The sequence below is a fragment of the Yersinia sp. 1252 StPb PI genome, assembly GCF_048593885.1.
GTDB lineage: Bacteria > Pseudomonadota > Gammaproteobacteria > Enterobacterales > Enterobacteriaceae > Yersinia > Yersinia enterocolitica_E.
Genome location: NZ_JAZGQE010000100.1, coordinates 1 through 17538, shown reverse-complemented (window position 1 = coordinate 17538; position 17538 = coordinate 1). Strand labels below are relative to the sequence as shown.

The following is a 17538-nucleotide window of genomic DNA, read 5'->3' as shown; positions in this document are numbered from 1 at the left end:
ACTTTTATTATCTTATAAACAGAAATAATTATCACTTACTGTTATCTTTTTTGGCTCTGCCAATCATTGTAAGCCAGTACGTAATGCCATCTTATGGCGCGATAGCATCACCTCATCTCCACCTGGGTGCCTAATTTACGCGCTAACCCTTTGGCACCTTCTCGCATAACGCTATCATGATTCCAGCGAAATAATGGGGCAGCGATTGGCGCCAGACAGTTCATCCAGCGCGTATTGGTTCGAATATGCCAATCGTAACGAACAATGGTGTCGCTGCCATTGTAAAATAATGACCACTGCCCAATCCCTTCAACTTCACCACTCGCCTGCCCCTCTAACAAATGTAAAGGCATAATGGTTACTACATGAATATCAAAGGTTATCCGATAAGGAAGTACACCTTTCCAGGTATAACGATGTAATGCGCCGATACCCTGTAGATCACCTTTTTCTATCTCAATGATTTGCTCCAGGCTTTTCCACCAATGCGGCCACATATCCGGGTGGCATAAAATATCCCATACCGCCTGAAGTGGTGCCTTGACCTGCCAAATAGTGGAAAACCGATACTCAGCCATACCAGCGAACTCCGCATCAAGGGGTGAAAAAATGCTCAGGAAAATGCAAATTGATAATCATTGCCGCCATAATGACCGTTTCCAGTTGCTCTTCATCCACCCCATAGCTGATCACTTTGACAGGCAAATGGGATCGATTATCTAGCCAGATGTCACAACGATGCACCTTATCCACAGTGAAACCGGCCGGGCCAGTTATTGAGAGTTGCAATACCGGTTGTTGCGCGAAAACCTCCTCACCAAGAATTGCGGTCTTGCCACCTTGTTGCAGGCGCTGGATGTTGTCTAACAACCTTCCAATGTCTGATTGATCCACCCGGTGGCCATTTTTATCGCGTATTAAGATATTGGTGGGCAAAAGGCTCAGCACGGGTAGCGTGTTTACACCGAAGGGCCATAATCGAACTTTGCCACTGTCAGGGCTATAGACCAGCGCGGCGCCATTATGGGGTTCAGTAAAATCCATACGCACATATCCCGGCTTACGATAGCTATAACGAATCACCGTAGCCTCGCCCTGTGCTGACAGAGAATGAATTATGACCTGATAGGATTCAATCTGCTCAAAATGGTGTTGAGCGACCCGAATCGGGTCAGAGGTGAGGAGACTCGATATTGGCATGAATATCGGGCTGGCATCACCCGCCATCGCTGCATAGGCAACACTGCCCGGCAGCAGTAGCGCCGTCAGTATTACAATGAAACCGGTTAAGCCGCGAATAGCCTTCTCCTGCATTTGGGACTCATCAGTCAGAACTCTCTGATGTCATAATTAAATATAGGCCTAAATAGCAGCAAACAATCAACAACCCTGACCTATTATTTATCATCTTGCCACGCCAACTTAGTGTGATAGGGATCGCTGAATTTTTTTTCTATAAGTGCTTGAATAATGGCGGAGCAAGTGGGGGTTTTTCCCTCAGAAAGGTTATCTTCTCAGTCGTTTTCGGGGCAACCTCTTCAGCCGCTCCGGTATCTCTCCATGAAACGGTTGCGATCATGCACCTTTTTACGGCATGTTTATGGCAACACCTCCCTGCTTTAGATATTCGAATTATCACTTTGTGGGCAACCTGATGATTAAGTGGCTGTGGAAAGCAAATCAACCGCAAGCGGAGATGCTTGCGCAGTGGCAGGAAGCACTGAACATCCCACTGTTGGCTCCGCTGAATGAGCAGGAGCAGCAGCGGCTGGTTTCTGTTGCCAGTAATTTGCTGCAACAAAAGCGGCTGGTGCCATTGCAGGGGTTAGAACTAACACCGCTGATGCAAGCCCGCCTTTGTCTGCTATTCGCACTGCCAGTGATGGAACTCGGCGCCAAATGGCTAGATGGCTTTCATGAAGTCCTTATTTATCCTTCACCTTTTGTGGTTGACGACGACTGGCAAGATGATCTCGGCTTGGTGCACTCTGGCCAAACGGTACAATCGGGTCAAAGTTGGGAACAAGGGCCGATTGTCTTGAACTGGCAAGACATTCAAGATTCCTTTGATTTATCAGGCTTTAATCTGGTTATTCATGAGGCCTCGCATAAGCTGGATATGCGTAATGGTGGCAATTCTAACGGGGTGCCTCCTATTGCTATGCGTGATGTAGCTGCATGGGAATATGACCTGCATCAGGCGATGGACAGTATTCAAGATGAGATAGATATGGTGGGTGTCGAGGCTGCCAGTATGGATGCGTATGCCGCCAGTGATCCGGCCGAATGTTTTGCGGTATTATCAGAGTATTTCTTCAGTGCGCCTGAACTATTAGAAAGTCGTTTTCCTGTTGTTTATCAGCATTTCTGCGCATTCTATCGTCAGGACCCACTCGCCCGATTAAAACGTTGGGAAAATGGGTTAGCGGATAATCAAAACACCGATAATATGCAGCCACTAAGTTAATTACCTATACCTTCGTTGAAGCAGTAAAGAGTCGATAGTTAATAATAAATCGCGGACTGGCCTTATTTAGCCGCTATCTCCCCCCTCTTTGCTCAGATGCTGAGCAGTCAATCGCAATGTACTAATTTAGCGTTGACAGTATCGGGCATGCTAGATATCATGCGCCCCGTTCACACGATTCCTCTGTAGTTCAGTCGGTAGAACGGCGGACTGTTAATCCGTATGTCACTGGTTCGAGTCCAGTCAGAGGAGCCAAATTTATGTTTTCATGCATCTTCACGAATCTTTATAAGTTTTAGATTCAACGAGTTAGTGTGAAAAGTCTTCCCGATGCATTTTCATCTCCCCCTCCGCATCGGGCAAGATTGGTGGTCTGATTTGGGGTCATTTCAGTTCGATTATGGAGTGACCACCCTATGTCTCTGAACGACACTAAAATCCGCAGTCTCAAGCCTTCTGAAAAACCTTTCAAAGTTTCCGATTCCCACGGCCTATACCTTTTAGTCAATCCAAGCGGTTCACGTCTCTGGTATCTTAAATATCGTATCAACAAAAAAGAATCTCGCCTTGGCTTAGGTGCCTACTCTGATGTATCTCTGGCCGATGCCCGTCAGCAGCGTGACAGTATCCGTAAATTGCTGGCACAGAATATCAACCCAGCGCAGCAACGTATCGCAGAAAGAGCCGCTCGCTCACCGGAAAAATCCTTCAAGTCAGTGGCATTGAGCTGGCATAAAAGTAATCGAACCTGGTCAGAGAACCACTCCGTCCGTCTGCTTGCCAGCATGAACAACCATATCTTCCCGATAATTGGACACCTTCCGGTCACCGAACTGAAAACCCGTCACTTTATCGACCTACTGAAAGGCATCGAGAAAAAAGGTCTGCTGGAAGTGGCGGCCCGTACCCGACAGCATATGTGCAACATCATGCGTCATGCCGTGCATCAGGAACTGATAGAAAACAATCCGGCGGCGAATCTGGATGGTATAACGGCACTTCCGATTAAACGCCACTACCCTGCCCTTCCACTGGAGCAACTACCGGAACTGTTGACACGCATTGACGGCTACCAGCAAGGACGAGAATTAACCCGGTTGGCAGTATCGCTCACTCTGCACCTGTTTATCCGTTCCAGTGAGCTGCGTTTTGCCCGTTGGTCTGAGATCGATTTCAGAAACCGAATCTGGACCATTCCCGCCACTCGCGAAGCTATCCCCGACGTTCGCTATTCCGGGCGTGGCGCGAAAATGCACACACCGCATATTGTGCCCCTCTCCCATCAGGCCATCACCCTTCTGAAACAGATAAAGGGAATATCCGGGCATCAGGTGCTGATATTCCCCGGTGACCATAATCCGTATAAGCCAATGTGCGAAAACACGGTCAACAAGGCTTTGCGCCTGATGGGTTATGACACAAAAGATGAAATCTGCGGCCACGGATTCCGTGCCATGGCCTGTAGTGCCCTAATGGAATCTGGAAGGTGGTCACGGGATGCCATTAAACTCCAGATGAGTCATCACCGTCAGGGCGGCCTACAATCATCTGGCAGAGCACCTTGAAGTCAGATATCAGATGATGCAATGGTGGGCTGATTATCTTGATGTGAATCAGTCAAATTATGTTGCCCCTTACCAAAAAAATGACCCGCCCTAAATAGCGTTGACACGTTCCCCCTAATATCAGGAGAACGCGATGAACCAATATGTTAAACGCACGTAACGTGATGACTCTCTATCGACCCAAAAAATATATGTACAGGCGTACCAATAGGATCGAGAGATATTCCTATCTAATGTCAAGCATTGTAGAAGTTGCACTGTTACATTGTTTAAGAGGAAATGGCAGCAAACTGCATCAGTGCTCCCATGGCGTCTGCTGCCATCGTTCAAGTAAGAAGTCACTGAAGACGGTCAGTCGGTGCGGCACGGGTTCTCTGCGTGCTCGCACGAGGCTGATTTTGGATGCCACGCCTTCCCAGTCAGGCAAGACACGCACCAGTTGGCCATTGTGCAATTCCTCGTGAACATCCCAAATTTCACGCAAAGAAATTCCCAAGCCAGCAAGACACCATTCATGTAAAACTTCGCCATTGTCGCTGCAGAGCATGCCGTCGATGACGATGGACTTCTCGCATCGGCCTTTTCGCAGCGGCCATGTGTTTTGCAGTAATCCAGGATAGGCAAACACCAGGCAATTGTAGTGCTCTAACTCTTCCGGTCGTGCGGGATTTCCATGTGCCGCAATAAAGGTCGGCGAAGCCACTAGAATGCGTCGGTTATCGGCGATCCGACGAGCAAGAAGTCTTGAGTCTGCCAACTCACCCATACGAATCGCCAGATCCAGATCGCCTCTGTACAAATCCTGGATCTGATCGGAAAGACGCAGGTCAAATCCAACTCTTGGGTGTAACCGACAAAAATCAGTTATCGCTGGGGCAACAAATTTTCGCCCAAAGGGAGCTGGCGCGGTTAAGCGTATGTGTCCGGTCAGTTCCTGACTTCCGCCTTGAGCAAGCTCTTTCACTTCATCCAAAACTGAAAGGGCAACACGTACTCTTTCTGCAATGGCGCGTCCCTCATCCGTGATACGTAAGTTACGGGTGTTCCTTTCAAACAAGGTCGTCCCAAGAGCCCCCTCTAACCTGGCAATCTGCTTGCTGACAGCTTTGGGGGTAATATGAAGGTTTCTTGCCGCCGCTGAAAAGCTGAGACAGTCAACAACATGCAGAAAGACGGCGAGATCATCGTTGCGCAACTTATTTGGGCCATTTAAGGGAAAGTGTTTGTCTATTTTAGTCACTTTAATACTTAAAGCAAATCATCCAGAATAACCTCTGATGATGTTCATCCCACCTAAGCAGTTTTGAGCTGTGGACGGATGCCCTCCCCCCTCTTTACGTTTAAAGGAACCAACAAATGGCACAGCGCATACTGTTCGTATTGACCAGTCATGATCGAAAAGGTCCCGCAGATGCAATGGACGCCGCACCGAGCGGTTTCTACCTGTCTGAGGTAACACACCCACATAAAGTGCTCATCGAAGCCGGTTTCAGCATCGATTTCGTTAGCCCCAAGGGAGGCAAAACCCATGTCGACGGATTGGATCTCGAGGATCCGGTCAATGCTGCATTCTGGAATGATGTAGTGCTTCGTAAGGCCATCGAAAACACGCTGGCACCGTCACAGGTAGATCCCGATGCCTATGCGGCGATCTTCTATGCAGGTGGTCATGCGACGATGTGGGACTTCCCAGATAACACAAAACTGGCCGCTATTGCCGCGAGTATTTATGAGCGTGGAGGAGTGGTCTCTGCGGTATGCCATGGACCGGCAGGTCTGGTGAATATCAAGCTCGCTGATGGTCACTATCTGGTCGCAGACAAGGAAATTTCGGCATTCACCAACGAAGAGGAGCGCGCGGTTGGTTTGTACGAGACGGTGCCTTTTTTGCTCGCCGATGCCTTGCAGGAACGAGGGGCCAGGCATCTGCCAGTAGCAGACTTTCAGGCTCAGGTCGTGGTGAGCGAGAGGCTGGTGACTGGCCAGAACCCAGCCTCTGCTAAAGGTGTAGCTGAAGCGATGCTACCTCTGTTGGTGTCTAGCGCTTATGGGCGGGAATAAGCCATGAACGAGCGCATGCCCTTCGTTATCTACGTCTTCGCGCTCTGTGCCTTCGCATTGGGATTCACCGAGTTTGTCACCATAGGTCTGGTATCCAACATTTCCGCTGATCTGCACTCCAGCATCAGTCAGGTGGGAACGGCAGTGACGGCTTATGCGCTGGGGGCGGTCATTGGCGCCCCGGGACTGACAGCGCTCGCCACCCGCTGGCCACGAAAGCGTCTCCTGTTAGCGGCCATGGGATTATTCACGCTGGGAAACACGGTGGTGGGTTTGTCGGACACCCTGACGCCTATGTTGGTGGCTCGCTTTGCTTCCGGACTTGGTCATGGTGTGTTTCTCGCTGTGGCCTCCAGCGTTGCCACACAACTGGTTGGGCCTAACCGCGCCGGTGCTGCGGTTGCGGTTGTCTTCGCAGGTCTGACGCTTGCCTTGGCTTTGGGCGTACCGCTAGGGACTTACCTGGGTAGTATCTTGAGCTGGCAGGTGATCTTCATGGCTGTGGCCGCCTGTGGCACAATCGGCTTCGTGGGCCTACTGATCCTGATGCCGACCGACCACAATGATACTTCGGCGCAGGCCAACGCGATGGATGGCCTCAAGGCTATATTCAATCCGCGCCTCCTGGCAGGTGCTGGCATCACTGTACTGGCTTATGCTGGCTCGTTCACGTTCTACACCTACATTTCGCCTATCCTGCTGGTAGTAACCAAAGTCAGCGAAAGCACTGCCAGCCTGCTGATGCTGGGCTATGGCGTGATGGCTGCTGTCGGTAATGTCTGGGGGGGGCGCCTAGCCGACCGCAGAGGTGCTGATGCGGCAGTGATGACAGTACTGATCGGTTTGGTCGTGGTGTTAATTGCAATCTGGATATTTGCTCCATCGCTGACGCTCATGGTGCCACTGGTAGGCCTGTTGGGTGCGCTAACCTACGCCGCAGTGCCCGCCTTACAGGCTCGTTTGATCGGACTATCGCACATTCATGCACCACAAGCACCTGCGGTAGCTGCCGGGTTGAATATCGCAGGCTTCAATGGCGGCATTGCACTGGGTTCTCTGCTGGGCGGGGTAAGTCTGGGGACGATGGGGTTGGCCAGCACTGGATGGGTCGGTGCGTTCACTGTTTGCCTGGGCATTATTTGGATGCTCTGGCAGATCCACCGTCCCGCGTTCCAGGATACTAGAGTTAAAGGATAGTGTAGGCCTTCAACTGATTCGCTTATAAATGTGGTGCTTACCCTGCTAAGTAACAGAGCAACTTATTGCTGACTGATGGGTAAAATAAGACTCTACTCTGATTTGAGAATGGTGCTAAGCGCACCTCTCGTAGCGCCAAAAGTCGCAGCCTTGGTAAGTTCCAGGTATTGCTTTAAGATCTCTGACGAGTTGTCTGGGGAATATGCAACAGCGATACCACTGGACAAACTTTTAGCCTCTGCTTTTAGTCGTCGAAAGACAACGCCCTGCCGCTTGACCTTCTGTAGTGATGAAAAGATGAATGCGATCCCTTGTCCCTCGGCAATAAGGCCGAGCAAGATATGGTGATCATCGGGTTCAGGGATCATGTTGGGTTTGAAGTCAATCTGTTCGAAGAACGACTGGCAGTGATCATAAAAACCTGGGTTCAGTCGCCGTTCAAAGCGAAATATTGACTCACCGCGAAGGTCATCAAAGCCTAGACTGCGCTTACGGGCAAGAGGATGAATGGCGGGCAATGCGACTATGAGTGGATCCTCAAATAGCATCTCGACCTTCAGACCTTTAGCCTCGGTATGCAAGCCGATAAAGGCTACATCCATTATTCCGTTTTTGATATCCCGCACAAGACTGATCGAATGCTTGCCTTGAGTAACAATCTGCCAGTTAGGGAAACGCTGACGTAAAGGCTCAAATACATCAGGAATAACGCTTCGGTCAAACACGGTTGTGTAACCCACGACGAACTTACCTGCAACGATAACGCGTGCCGCTCTAGCAGCAGCTATGGCCTTATTTGCTTGCACTAATGTCCGTCTGACCTCGGGTAAAAATGCGGCACCTGCTTTTGTCAGTGTCACCCCGCTCCGGGTTCGCACGAACAGCTCAACGCCCAACACCGCTTCGAGCTGCTGGATCTGCCTGCTCAATGGGGGCTGGGATATGTGTAGTCGCGCCGCAGCCCGCCCGAAATTAAGCTCCTCGCTGACAGCAAGGAAGTATCGAAATTGTCGTAGATCTATAGGTTCATTCATACCTAAAAGGTATCACAAAAATGGTATTGGATGAACCCATTGGGTGAAATGTAAAGTGCACACATCAGTTAACTAAGGAGTGATGATGAACAACGAACGCTATGTCAGAGGCTGGGAGAAGCTCAAAGAGATTGATGGAAAAGCGGGTGAGAACGTCATAGAAAGTCTGGAAGATATCGCCCCCGACTTTGCTCGGCTACTCATTGAGTTTCCGTTTGGTGACATCTATTCAAGACCGGGACTCGACCTCAAAACTCGAGAACTTGCCGTGGTAGCATCCCTCACAGCGATGGGGAACGCATCTCCACAACTCAAGGTGCATATCTATGGCGCTCGCAATGTTGGCTGCTCTCGGCAAGAGATCATCGAAGTTATCATGCAGATGGCGGTTTATGCTGGCTTTCCTGCTGCAATCAACGGCCTGCTTGCCGCTAAAGAAGTCTTCTTGCAGGAAAGAAGCTCTTCTGATCTCTGCGGCTGATACTCATTATGGCAGCTTCACCGAGTTGGTCTATAGCACAACCAAAAGTGATCAAAAGATATATTGATGTTGGACAGCGTAGTGTGCAGGCACCACGTTTTAGATTCACTCATTGCGGCGTAAAGTTACAAATGCATAAATTCACAAAATCAATACTTACTAACAGAACCATGGCTGCTTCACTCCTGTGTTTATTGATGAACCCAGTGCATGCCGGAGAACCCCTATTCACAGGGTTCCAGTCACCCACTGCTATCGTAACCGCACAAGACGGTATGACCTACGTATCGGACTGGAGTGCCGATACTGTAACGCGCATCAGTGCAGATGGAAGACGTACCATCTTAGCGCGCAACATTCCTGCGGCCTCCGGCTTGGCGCTGGATAGCGCAGGAGGACTCTATGTGAGCTCGTATTCAGGCCATTACATCCTACACATCGCTGCCGATGGGAAGAGTCGTCGAATTGCCGAGAACTTGGCTACACCTACTGGGATCGCTTTTGGACGCAACGGGCGGTTGCTTGTCGCGAACCGAAGTTCTGGGGAAATACTCTCTATTGATGTCTCAACCGGACAAGCTGAGATCGTGGCTCGGTCACTTTCGCTGCCAGTCGGCGTCGTGGAAATGGAAGATGGTAGCCTGGTGGCGTCTCAGTATGGCGGGCGAGTGACTCGGATCTCGCCTGATGGGAAACATCAGGAGATGGGGGCCAGTTTCAATCGTCCAGGCGTAGGTATTTTGTCTGATGGCAAAGATGCTGTGTTCGTTATTGACAACGGTGCTAACGTAGTTCGGAGAGTAACGTTTGATGGTCGCTCGACCATCGTGGTCAATGATTTATCTGGGAGTGCGGTCGCGCTGGGTCGAGGACGTAACGCTGATTTATTGGTGGGGACCTGGGTAACAGGAAATGTCTACAGCATTCGGCCCTAAGTGATGGGTTTTTGGGGCTGCAACAGCACCACGGGCAGTTAAGAGACACAGCCAAATTTCCCTCCATTCTTTTATGGTTAGTCAAAGAATTCGATCGCACACTCTGCTTTAAACTCAGAGTTTTTGTAGACTTCATGGCTGGCCATCTTCTCCCTCTTCAGGAAGGTTGAACCGCTATGATGTTTTCATACAACAGTGCGCTGCGGCAGGCCGCTTATTGCGAATTGTCAGGTTCCAGTTGTTGTTTCAGCCATTCAAATGAACGCTTGATCAGCTCAGGCCTGTTTCTGATGTAATGGTCCATGTCTTCGATGCGCCAATACGTCACATCCACACCGGCTTGCTTTGCTTTTTTATAAAAATCATCGTTTGATTGGATCAGTGTGTCTTTCACGCCGGTCACCATCAGGAGTTTCCCCTGTCTATTTTTATAATCCGGCCCAGGGTATGTCAGGGCATCAGCCATATAAGCGTCGTTGCCAGCTTCGAGAGTATGAGAGTAATTGGCTCGGTAAGACTCAACGAATTCGCCCCCAAAGCCCGTCACTTTATCGACCTACTGAAAGGCATCGAGAAAAAAGGTCTGCTGGAAGTGGTGGTCCGTACAGTCCAAAAATAAACGCAGTAATAACCCGCCTATCGTCGAAGGCGGGTTATTAACGGTGCTAAATATTGCTTATTCCAGTTGCCAGGCTCCGGCATCGCATAATATCGCCGTTCCATTCCAGGCAAATAAACTCAACTCACGTCGATCGGCATCAGGATAAATTCGGCTGCTGAGGCATGCCTCGCCATCATTAACAAATACTTCTACCGAGGAGCTATCGATATATAAACGCAAAGCAAGAGCAGTTCCGGCCACCAGCGGTACGCTGCGCGTGCCACATAATCCGTGCTGAGGATAGTAGCGCTCAAGCACTAAACGCTGCATTTGGGTCTCTGCATAGATGCGCAGACCTTCACCAAGGCTTAGACCATACTGTTCAGCATCACAGTTCGCGCAATCCCAGTGAAGCACAATCTCCATGGCCTCCCCCTTGTTCGCCGTTAGGATCTGCTGGTTTTTCAAGGTGCTGACAGGCCACGGGAACCAAGCCTGGCGCAGAGCTTCTACCTCTTTCGCGGGCCGCATCTGCAGGTGATTGTTCTCATCAAGACTCAGTTCACGCGGCAGAGACAACATCCCGGCCCAGCCGTCCTGTTGTTCCGGTAGCGGCGACTCCCACATATCCAGCCAGCCAATGACAATGCGGCGGCCATCCGGCGTGAGGAAGCTCTGCGGGGCATAGAAGTCGTGTCCGTGATCCATTTCGACAAATTCTCCTACGCGGACAAACTGCTGTCCGGGCTGCCAGTCACCCACCAGATAGCCGCTCTGGAACAGGTTGCGATTCTCAAAACCCTGCGCGGCTATCCCCTGTGGAGAAAACATCAAAACGCGTTTACCATTGAGGAGAAAGAAGTCGGGGCACTCCCACATAAAGCCCATACCGGTTTCCGCCTCATCCAGGATCCCTTCTTCCTGCCATTGGCGCAGATCAGCTGAGCGATATAACCGTACTTGCCCAGTATCGCCAACGCGCGCACCGACGACCATGTACCAGCTATCCTCTTCGCGCCAGACCTTAGGGTCGCGGAAGTGATGCAAACCCGGAGGAGTATCCACAATGATCCCCTCACGCTTGAAGTGAATACCATCGCGGCTCGTTGCCAGGCACTGCACCTGATAAAGGTTCTCTTCATTGCTGGCGTCGCCGTGAAATTTGTGCCCGGTGTAAATAAGCGCCAGGGTATCGCCATCCACCACCGCCGAACCAGAAAAACAGCCGTCTTTGTCTTCCGGCCCTTCCGGGGCCAATGCAACGGGTAAGTGCTCCCAATGAAGTAAATCTTTGCTACGCGCATGTCCCCAGTGCATCGGTCCCCACTGGGTGGAATAGGGATGATGCTGGTAAAATGCGTGATAACAACCCTCAAACCAAATCAAGCCATTAGGATCGTTAATCCAGCCAGCCCTTGCGGCCAAATGATAGCGCGGGTACCAGCGCAGGTTTAGCACCTCGTGTTTAGCTTGAAGTTCCTGTTCAGCGTTAGCAATTGAGTACGTCATAGTCTTCACTCTTTTCATTCAGATAGTGGAAAGTTGCGGCGTTTGCGGATCCCTGGAGGGTTTACTGGAGTGCAACAAGAAGATGGATATAAAGGTGATACAGAACACCATCAGCCCCATAACTAGATAGGACTGAGCAAATCCATATTTTTCGTAGCTGTAGCCTGCGAGGGGTGACAACACGGTGGCTATCACTGAGCTCGTACAGGCAAAGCCCACCAGATAGAGCGTAGATGAGAGTCGTTTATCGAAGTTAAGGCTGTTGTATTTGAAGATAGCGATTAACAGTATCGGGAGTTCAACGGCGTGTAACAGCTTAGTGATGGAGATAAGCAGTGGACCCTCCACTAATCCGGAAACGATCATGCGCATCGCCATCACCATTCCGGCGAAAATCAGACCATTTTTGGCACCGACTCGATTGACCAACCATGGAGCACAAAACATACCGGCTGCCTCAAGGAACACCTGAAACGAATTTAGATATCCGTACATGGCGTTTCCTTCATGTTGCGTCGGGAACTGTGAGGAAAAGTAGACCGGGAACTGTTGATCGTAGACGCCGTAAATACAGGTCCCGACGACAAAGAACACTAGAGCCCAGAAGCGCGGCAGGGTCAGCAGGCGTAATGCATCTTCCAGCGTGACTTTTCCGCCTGACACGGCCTCCTGCATTGCGTGTGGTGCCGAAGAGACGCGTAACCGCATCAAAAGCATAAAGAAGACCAGACCGGAGCAGCTGGCGACCACGAAGTTTAATTTCGGGTTAATATTAAACAGCAGCCCGGCGAAAAACGTTGCCACGGCCCAACCCAGCGATCCCCACATTCTTGCTTTTCCGAATTCAAACTGGCTCTGGCGAGCGACACGCTCAGTGTAGGATTCCAGGACACCAATACCGCCATTGAATGTCAGACCGATATAGACTCCACCAAAAAAGCTGCCGAGAAAGACATTAATTTTCAAAAGATGGCCAAAAAGCAGATAGGCTGGACCAGAAAAGATCAACAATGCCGTGATAAACCAGAGCAGATTCTTACGCAGACCGAGCTTATCCTGAATAAAACCATAACAAATTTGCACAAACAGAGTGGAAAGCGACATCACTGAAAAAATGATCCCGGTGTCTCCTGCTTTCAAACCGACCTCCTGATGCAGCCAGATAGAGAGCAGCGAACCTGTGGCAGACCAGGTCACAAAGAAAAAGAATAATAAAGCGCTGAGTATCAGATAACTGTGAGAATGATGGGTTTTCATCATGGCAATCTCATGCTGAAGTGGTGCCAAAATGATAACGTTAACACAAAACAAAACTCATGCTATTTTAGTGCAATTATAGATGTTAATCACAAAAGTTAACGTTAACATTGTCGGTATGAGATCATGATCAACTTTTCTGATTCACAGCAATCAACACACGCAATTCAAAATCACGTATGATCGTTTTACATCAGCAAGTTAGTTTTATAGCCTGTGGCGTAGTGACTAGTTTGGAGCAAGAAGAATGGCATCCCTGAAAGATGTGGCAAAACTGGCAAACGTATCGCTGATGACTGTTTCCAGAGCATTAAACTCCCCGGAACGCCTGAAGCCGGAGACCTTGTCTCGCGTACAGTCCGCTATCGACGCGACTAATTATGTACCCGATTTATCGGCAAAAAAAATACGTGGCGCTCACGCGATTCCAAAAACCATCGGTGTGTTGGCACTTGATACCGTCACCACACCCTTTTCAGTGGAAATCACACTCTCCATCGAAGAAACTGCACGTGCGCATGGCTGGAACAGCTTTGTGGTTAACATGTTTTCCGATGACAGCCCGGAAAATATCGTCGATTTGCTTCTCTCGCATCGGCCGGATGGCATTATCTATACAACTATGGGATTGCGGCAGGTGCCACTACCCGAGAAGCTGTTAAGCCTCCCCTGCGTACTGGCTAACTGCGAAAGCTTACATCAGCAGGTAGCGAGCTATATTCCGAATGATGAACAAGGACAATATTCTGCGGTGCATGCACTTTTATCCGCAGGTTACCGTCACCCACTCTGCTTACATTTACCTGCAAATCAACTTGCTACCGTCAGACGCCGTAAAGGTCTGGAGCAGGCATGCACGGAAGCGGGTGTGGCTCCTGATACACTTGATCACTATTACATGGAGTGTGGGGATGAACATTATCGCGATATTCCCGACATGCTGCTGGTGCATATCCACCACGGTAAACCTCATTTCGATTCAGTGATATGTGGTAACGATCGTATCGCCTTTATGGTCTATCAGACGCTACTGGCACAGGGATTAAGGATCCCCCATGATGTCGCGGTGGTAGGCTACGATAATATGGTGGGTATCGGTGACCTTTTTTTACCACCACTTTCAACGGTGCAATTACCCCATTACGAGATCGGACGCCTTAGCGCGCTTCATATTATCAACGGTGAGTCTCATCAGAGAACTGTGGCAGTTGAAAGCCCATTACTACTCCGTGAATCAGTGAAAAAAGCAAAGTAAATCAGCTTTACCTCTTCAATTCAGCTGATCCCCTACTGAAAATAGTACCAGTATAAATTGAAGAGTCTGATCTTTCTTTCCATACCATTACATCCTTGTTGCAACTGAATTAAAACTGTATAGAGGGCCGTCTCCGATTGAACAACTAAATATTTATATTGATTCCAAAATCTCCGCCAGTACATCCCGCGGCCGTTCAAGAACGGCCAGATGAGTTTTGGCATTCTCCAAACGTTTAACTTTAAAGAAATCATGCGCCAAAGCGAAACGCTATTGTAAAGCAAGGTATTCGTCGTTTCTGTCGAGGGAATAGATATGAGTAGCCTTCGGTGGGTTTTTGAGTTTTCGAGGCATTGAAGCGGCGAGCCGTAATGATGATAGGCATCAGCGATCACCTGCCCTGCAAGTCGCCACAGTTGGTAGCTGGATTCTGCCATCTCAGTTTTAAGATGATGGACCATAATGGGTGAGTCGCTTTCTGCCAACCAAAATTCGTACAGATGACCCCGTGCATATTGTCAGCGATCTTCATGCTGCATCTCTCTGATTGCAGTGAAAAACTCCGTCACAGGCTGATTCATGATCCAATCAAGGAATATCACCGCAGGTACACGTTCCTTTAAACTGTCCACCAAATCAACAGCTATCCAACTGGCATGTGCAATGGAAACCGGTACTATCCGGGTCAAGCCGAGATGTTCAATCAGTGTCAAAGCTTCTGTTAATAAATCCGCACCGTCAAAATCTTGACCATCAGTCGATGATTTTCCATGATCACGCCAGTCTATAATGACAACAGGGAAGAAAACGGCACCAACCCGGCATGAGGAACAGAGTTGTGTCGCCCATACCGATATCTTGATAATCGATATCACCACAGTTTGCCCGTCCGTTCGTTAAAACTAATAAAAACGACTTCGTTGATGCCGAAGCTATCTGTGAGGCTGCATCACGTCCATCAATGCGCTTCGTTCAGCCTAAAACAGAGTCTCAACAGGCCATGCGGGCCCTACATCGGGTTCGTGAGTCTCTGGTGCAGGATAAGGTCAAAACGACTAATCAAATGCATGCTTTTCTGCTGGAGTTTGGCGTCAGCGTTTACTGACGATCCCCTGTGTGGGTACGCTGACAGCCAATACCATTTCCACTGAGCTTGGTGACGGGAAGCAGTACACCAGCAGCCGTGATTTTGCGGCAGCAACAGGACTGGTACCACGTCAGTACAGCACGGGCGGCCGGACGTCGTTGCTGGGGATCAGCAAGCGAGGCAACAAAAAGATCCGAACCTTACTGGTTCAGTGTGCCAGAGTTTTTATACAAAAACTGGAACACCAGTCTGGCAAGCTGGCCGACTGGATTAGGGATCTGTTGTGCCGAAAAAGTAATTTTGTCGTGACCTGTGCTCTGGCAAACAAGCTTGCCAGAATAGCCTGAGCACTGACGGCACGACAACAGACGTTCCATGCGTAAGGTCAACAATAATAATGATTTTAAACAGCCACTTATCTAGTTTTGCGAATAATGATTATTGATGATACGAACGGCCAACCGGCCTGTTGAGGAATCTGTAAAACGGAAAGGCTCATCTGAAGCCGTATATTTTCTAGAGGCGGAACTCATCGAGGCGCGGGCAATTAAGCTCATTCAGACGCCGGATAGATTCAAGCAAGCCAACGATATCTTCAAAATCAGTGTTGCAAAAATGGGAGTGAGCATAGATTCCGTTTTCCAAGCGGACCCAAGGACATCTACCCATGCGGCCCCTTATCCAATAACAGCATTAACCTGATAGCTCACCGGCATAAACTTGAATAATCAACAACAATGGCATCCTCCACGACCGTATCTTTGACGCTCTGTAAGACTCAGTGTCCTAAGTTAGTTACCCACATGATATAGACAGAGTAATGTAGTCGTTTTATGGAATTCAATATCAATGACATGTCAATAATTTTGATAAATAAAATCGGTATTTCTAATATTGTAATGAGTGACTTAATTTTTTTCGAGGGTGAAAAAAGTGTATTCTTATTTAAGCCGTGTACATTGAATGGAGAAAAATGGCGTACCATGTAAGAATGTTCCTACGGATGACTGCGCGCACTCCTATATATACATTGTCTGGGTTAATTCATAATGGTTGTATGGAATGTTGCTTTCTTATTCTGGGTTAATAGTTATAGAGAATAACATTTTTATTGTTGGGGATGATTTTCATTTGATATTTTCACTAAGGCGATAGCAAAAAAACCTAGTGGAATATTGATTGTTTTATTTGTTTCAATCCCGCTTTTAAAATCTTCTCTGAAAGAATGAGTGGATTGGATAGTATCGGCATTATTAGTATTGGGTAATGCTAGCATACTTTCAACTATCGGGTTATTTACCACACCATCACATAATACAAATTATGTTGATTTGCTTATAAAATACTATTTATGGATTCAAAAATGAAAAAAAACTTAATGGCGCTTGCATTAGTGGCTTCTGGCATTCTGGCGTCTTCAGCTTATGCGGCTGACGGTACGATTAACTTCGAAGGTGAAATTACCGATTCTGCATGTATTGTCGATACCAATTCAGAAAATCTGACTGTTTCCCTTGGTCGGGTTTCTGCCGCATCATTTGCCGGAGCTGGGTCTTACTCTTCCGCAACCCAGTTCCAACTGGTTCTGAAGGAGTGCCCAGCCTCTGCAACAACGGCTATCATCAAGTTTGATGGCACCAGTGTTGCTGGTGATAACAGCGTATTGGCTTTGACACCTGGTGCTGGTGTGGCTACGGGGGTAGGTATTGAGTTGTCCGATGCCAGCCAACGTGTGGTTAATTTATACACTGAATCAGCACCTTATACTCTGGTAACTGGTGCAGGTTCTGAGACCAACTTGGACTTCACTGCGCGCTACAAATCGCTCGATACTACTGTCGGTGCCGGTATTGCAAACGCATCTGCACAGTTTACTGTTATCTACCAGTAATTGTTATTTGGTCTGTAAAACAGGCCAAGTATTGTTGAAAGCAGGTCGGTTTTTTTGCCGACCTTGCTGTATACCATCCAACACAACAGTTTATATTATTAGTGTTTTGGGGTGTCCCATAATATTAAGAATTGAAATGGTTATCATTAACATTATACAAAGTAAGTAAAATTAAACAGATTAGCGTTAAATAAAGTG

The 17538-nt window shown here is 48.7% G+C and carries 16 protein-coding genes, 1 tRNA gene and 3 pseudogenes; 11 read left to right on the top strand and 9 right to left on the bottom strand.

Features of this window, described 5'->3' with window-relative positions:
* Positions 1-107: 107 nt before the first annotated feature.
* Complete coding sequence (locus V2A85_RS14820; protein ID WP_372558627.1) at positions 108-578, bottom strand: SRPBCC family protein; 471 nt, start codon at positions 576-578, stop codon at positions 108-110.
* A gap of 16 nt (positions 579-594) precedes the next feature.
* The gene (locus V2A85_RS14815) at positions 595-1314 is read right to left on the bottom strand and encodes a DUF1571 domain-containing protein (RefSeq protein WP_420071730.1); all 720 of its coding nucleotides are present in this window, start codon (positions 1312-1314) and stop codon (positions 595-597) included.
* A gap of 340 nt (positions 1315-1654) precedes the next feature.
* On the opposite strand from V2A85_RS14815, the gene mtfA reads away from it, so the two are divergent.
* The 3 genes and pseudogenes from mtfA (at position 1655) to V2A85_RS14800 (ending at position 4126) form a co-directional block, all read left to right on the top strand.
* The gene (gene mtfA, locus V2A85_RS14810; RefSeq protein WP_372558625.1) at positions 1655-2467 is read left to right on the top strand and encodes a DgsA anti-repressor MtfA; all 813 of its coding nucleotides are present in this window, start codon (positions 1655-1657) and stop codon (positions 2465-2467) included.
* 179 nt (positions 2468-2646) lie between these two features.
* Positions 2647-2722: transfer RNA gene (locus V2A85_RS14805), tRNA-Asn, on the top strand.
* A gap of 161 nt (positions 2723-2883) precedes the next feature.
* Positions 2884-4126, top strand: a pseudogene (locus V2A85_RS14800) (tyrosine-type recombinase/integrase).
* Positions 4127-4327: 201 nt separating this feature from the next.
* On the opposite strand, the gene V2A85_RS14795 reads toward V2A85_RS14800, so the two are convergent.
* On the bottom strand, positions 4328-5227 hold the full coding sequence (locus V2A85_RS14795; RefSeq protein WP_420071731.1) for a LysR family transcriptional regulator: 900 nt from the start codon (positions 5225-5227) through the stop codon (positions 4328-4330).
* 161 nt (positions 5228-5388) lie between these two features.
* On the opposite strand from V2A85_RS14795, the gene V2A85_RS14790 reads away from it, so the two are divergent.
* Together V2A85_RS14790 and V2A85_RS14785 are read left to right on the top strand one after the other, a co-directional pair.
* Positions 5389-6093, top strand: coding sequence for a type 1 glutamine amidotransferase domain-containing protein (locus V2A85_RS14790; protein ID WP_372558624.1), 705 nt, complete (start codon positions 5389-5391; stop codon positions 6091-6093).
* 3 nt (positions 6094-6096) lie between these two features.
* Positions 6097-7290 carry an MFS transporter gene (locus V2A85_RS14785; protein WP_420071729.1) on the top strand — a complete coding sequence of 398 codons (1194 nt, stop codon included), beginning with the start codon at positions 6097-6099 and terminating at the stop codon, positions 7288-7290.
* Positions 7291-7382: 92 nt separating this feature from the next.
* Here V2A85_RS14785 and V2A85_RS14780 read toward each other — a convergent pair whose 3' ends face one another.
* Positions 7383-8324: a LysR substrate-binding domain-containing protein gene (locus V2A85_RS14780; protein ID WP_420071728.1), complete on the bottom strand. Its 942-nt coding sequence runs from the start codon at positions 8322-8324 to the stop codon at positions 7383-7385.
* 85 nt (positions 8325-8409) lie between these two features.
* Between V2A85_RS14780 and V2A85_RS14775 the strand changes: the two genes are divergently transcribed.
* Both V2A85_RS14775 and V2A85_RS14770 read left to right on the top strand, forming a co-directional pair.
* Positions 8410-8805 (top strand): carboxymuconolactone decarboxylase family protein, encoded by a 396-nt coding sequence (locus V2A85_RS14775; protein WP_372559876.1) that lies wholly within the window; start codon positions 8410-8412, stop codon positions 8803-8805.
* An 8-nt stretch (positions 8806-8813) separates the two neighbouring features.
* Positions 8814-9740: a virginiamycin B lyase family protein gene (locus V2A85_RS14770; RefSeq protein WP_420071727.1), complete on the top strand. Its 927-nt coding sequence runs from the start codon at positions 8814-8816 to the stop codon at positions 9738-9740.
* Positions 9741-9954: 214 nt separating this feature from the next.
* On the opposite strand, the gene V2A85_RS14765 is transcribed toward V2A85_RS14770, so the two are convergent.
* Positions 9955-10206, bottom strand: a complete 252-nt coding sequence (locus V2A85_RS14765; protein ID WP_372558620.1) for a hypothetical protein — start codon at positions 10204-10206, stop codon at positions 9955-9957.
* A gap of 75 nt (positions 10207-10281) precedes the next feature.
* Here V2A85_RS14765 and V2A85_RS14760 point away from each other — a divergent pair.
* Positions 10282-10353, top strand: a pseudogene (locus V2A85_RS14760) (hypothetical protein); the annotation flags it as partial.
* A 63-nt stretch (positions 10354-10416) separates the two neighbouring features.
* Here the strand turns inward: V2A85_RS14760 and V2A85_RS14755 are convergent.
* Complete coding sequence (locus V2A85_RS14755) at positions 10417-11850, bottom strand: glycoside hydrolase family 32 protein (protein WP_420071726.1); 1434 nt, start codon at positions 11848-11850, stop codon at positions 10417-10419.
* An 18-nt stretch (positions 11851-11868) separates the two neighbouring features.
* Positions 11869-13110: an MFS transporter gene (locus V2A85_RS14750; RefSeq protein ID WP_372558618.1), complete on the bottom strand. Its 1242-nt coding sequence runs from the start codon at positions 13108-13110 to the stop codon at positions 11869-11871.
* A 244-nt stretch (positions 13111-13354) separates the two neighbouring features.
* Between V2A85_RS14750 and V2A85_RS14745 the strand changes: the two genes are divergently transcribed.
* Positions 13355-14362 (top strand): LacI family DNA-binding transcriptional regulator, encoded by a 1008-nt coding sequence (locus tag V2A85_RS14745; RefSeq protein ID WP_372558617.1) that lies wholly within the window; start codon positions 13355-13357, stop codon positions 14360-14362.
* Between the two features lie 518 nt (positions 14363-14880).
* On the opposite strand, the gene V2A85_RS14740 is transcribed toward V2A85_RS14745, so the two are convergent.
* A complete protein-coding gene (locus V2A85_RS14740; RefSeq protein ID WP_372558616.1) occupies positions 14881-15240 on the bottom strand; it encodes an alpha/beta fold hydrolase in 360 nt (119 codons plus the stop codon).
* Here V2A85_RS14740 and V2A85_RS14735 point away from each other — a divergent pair.
* Positions 15231-15796, top strand: a pseudogene (locus V2A85_RS14735) (transposase); the annotation flags it as partial. The gene V2A85_RS14740 and the pseudogene V2A85_RS14735 overlap by 10 nt on opposite strands.
* Before the next feature lie 761 nt (positions 15797-16557).
* Here the strand turns inward: V2A85_RS14735 and V2A85_RS14730 are convergent.
* The gene (locus V2A85_RS14730) at positions 16558-16725 is read right to left on the bottom strand and encodes a hypothetical protein (RefSeq protein WP_420071725.1); all 168 of its coding nucleotides are present in this window, start codon (positions 16723-16725) and stop codon (positions 16558-16560) included.
* An 87-nt stretch (positions 16726-16812) separates the two neighbouring features.
* Here V2A85_RS14730 and V2A85_RS14725 point away from each other — a divergent pair, with 87 nt between their 5' ends.
* Positions 16813-17340, top strand: coding sequence for a fimbrial protein (locus V2A85_RS14725; protein ID WP_372558614.1), 528 nt, complete (start codon positions 16813-16815; stop codon positions 17338-17340).
* Positions 17341-17538: the final 198 nt, after the last annotated feature.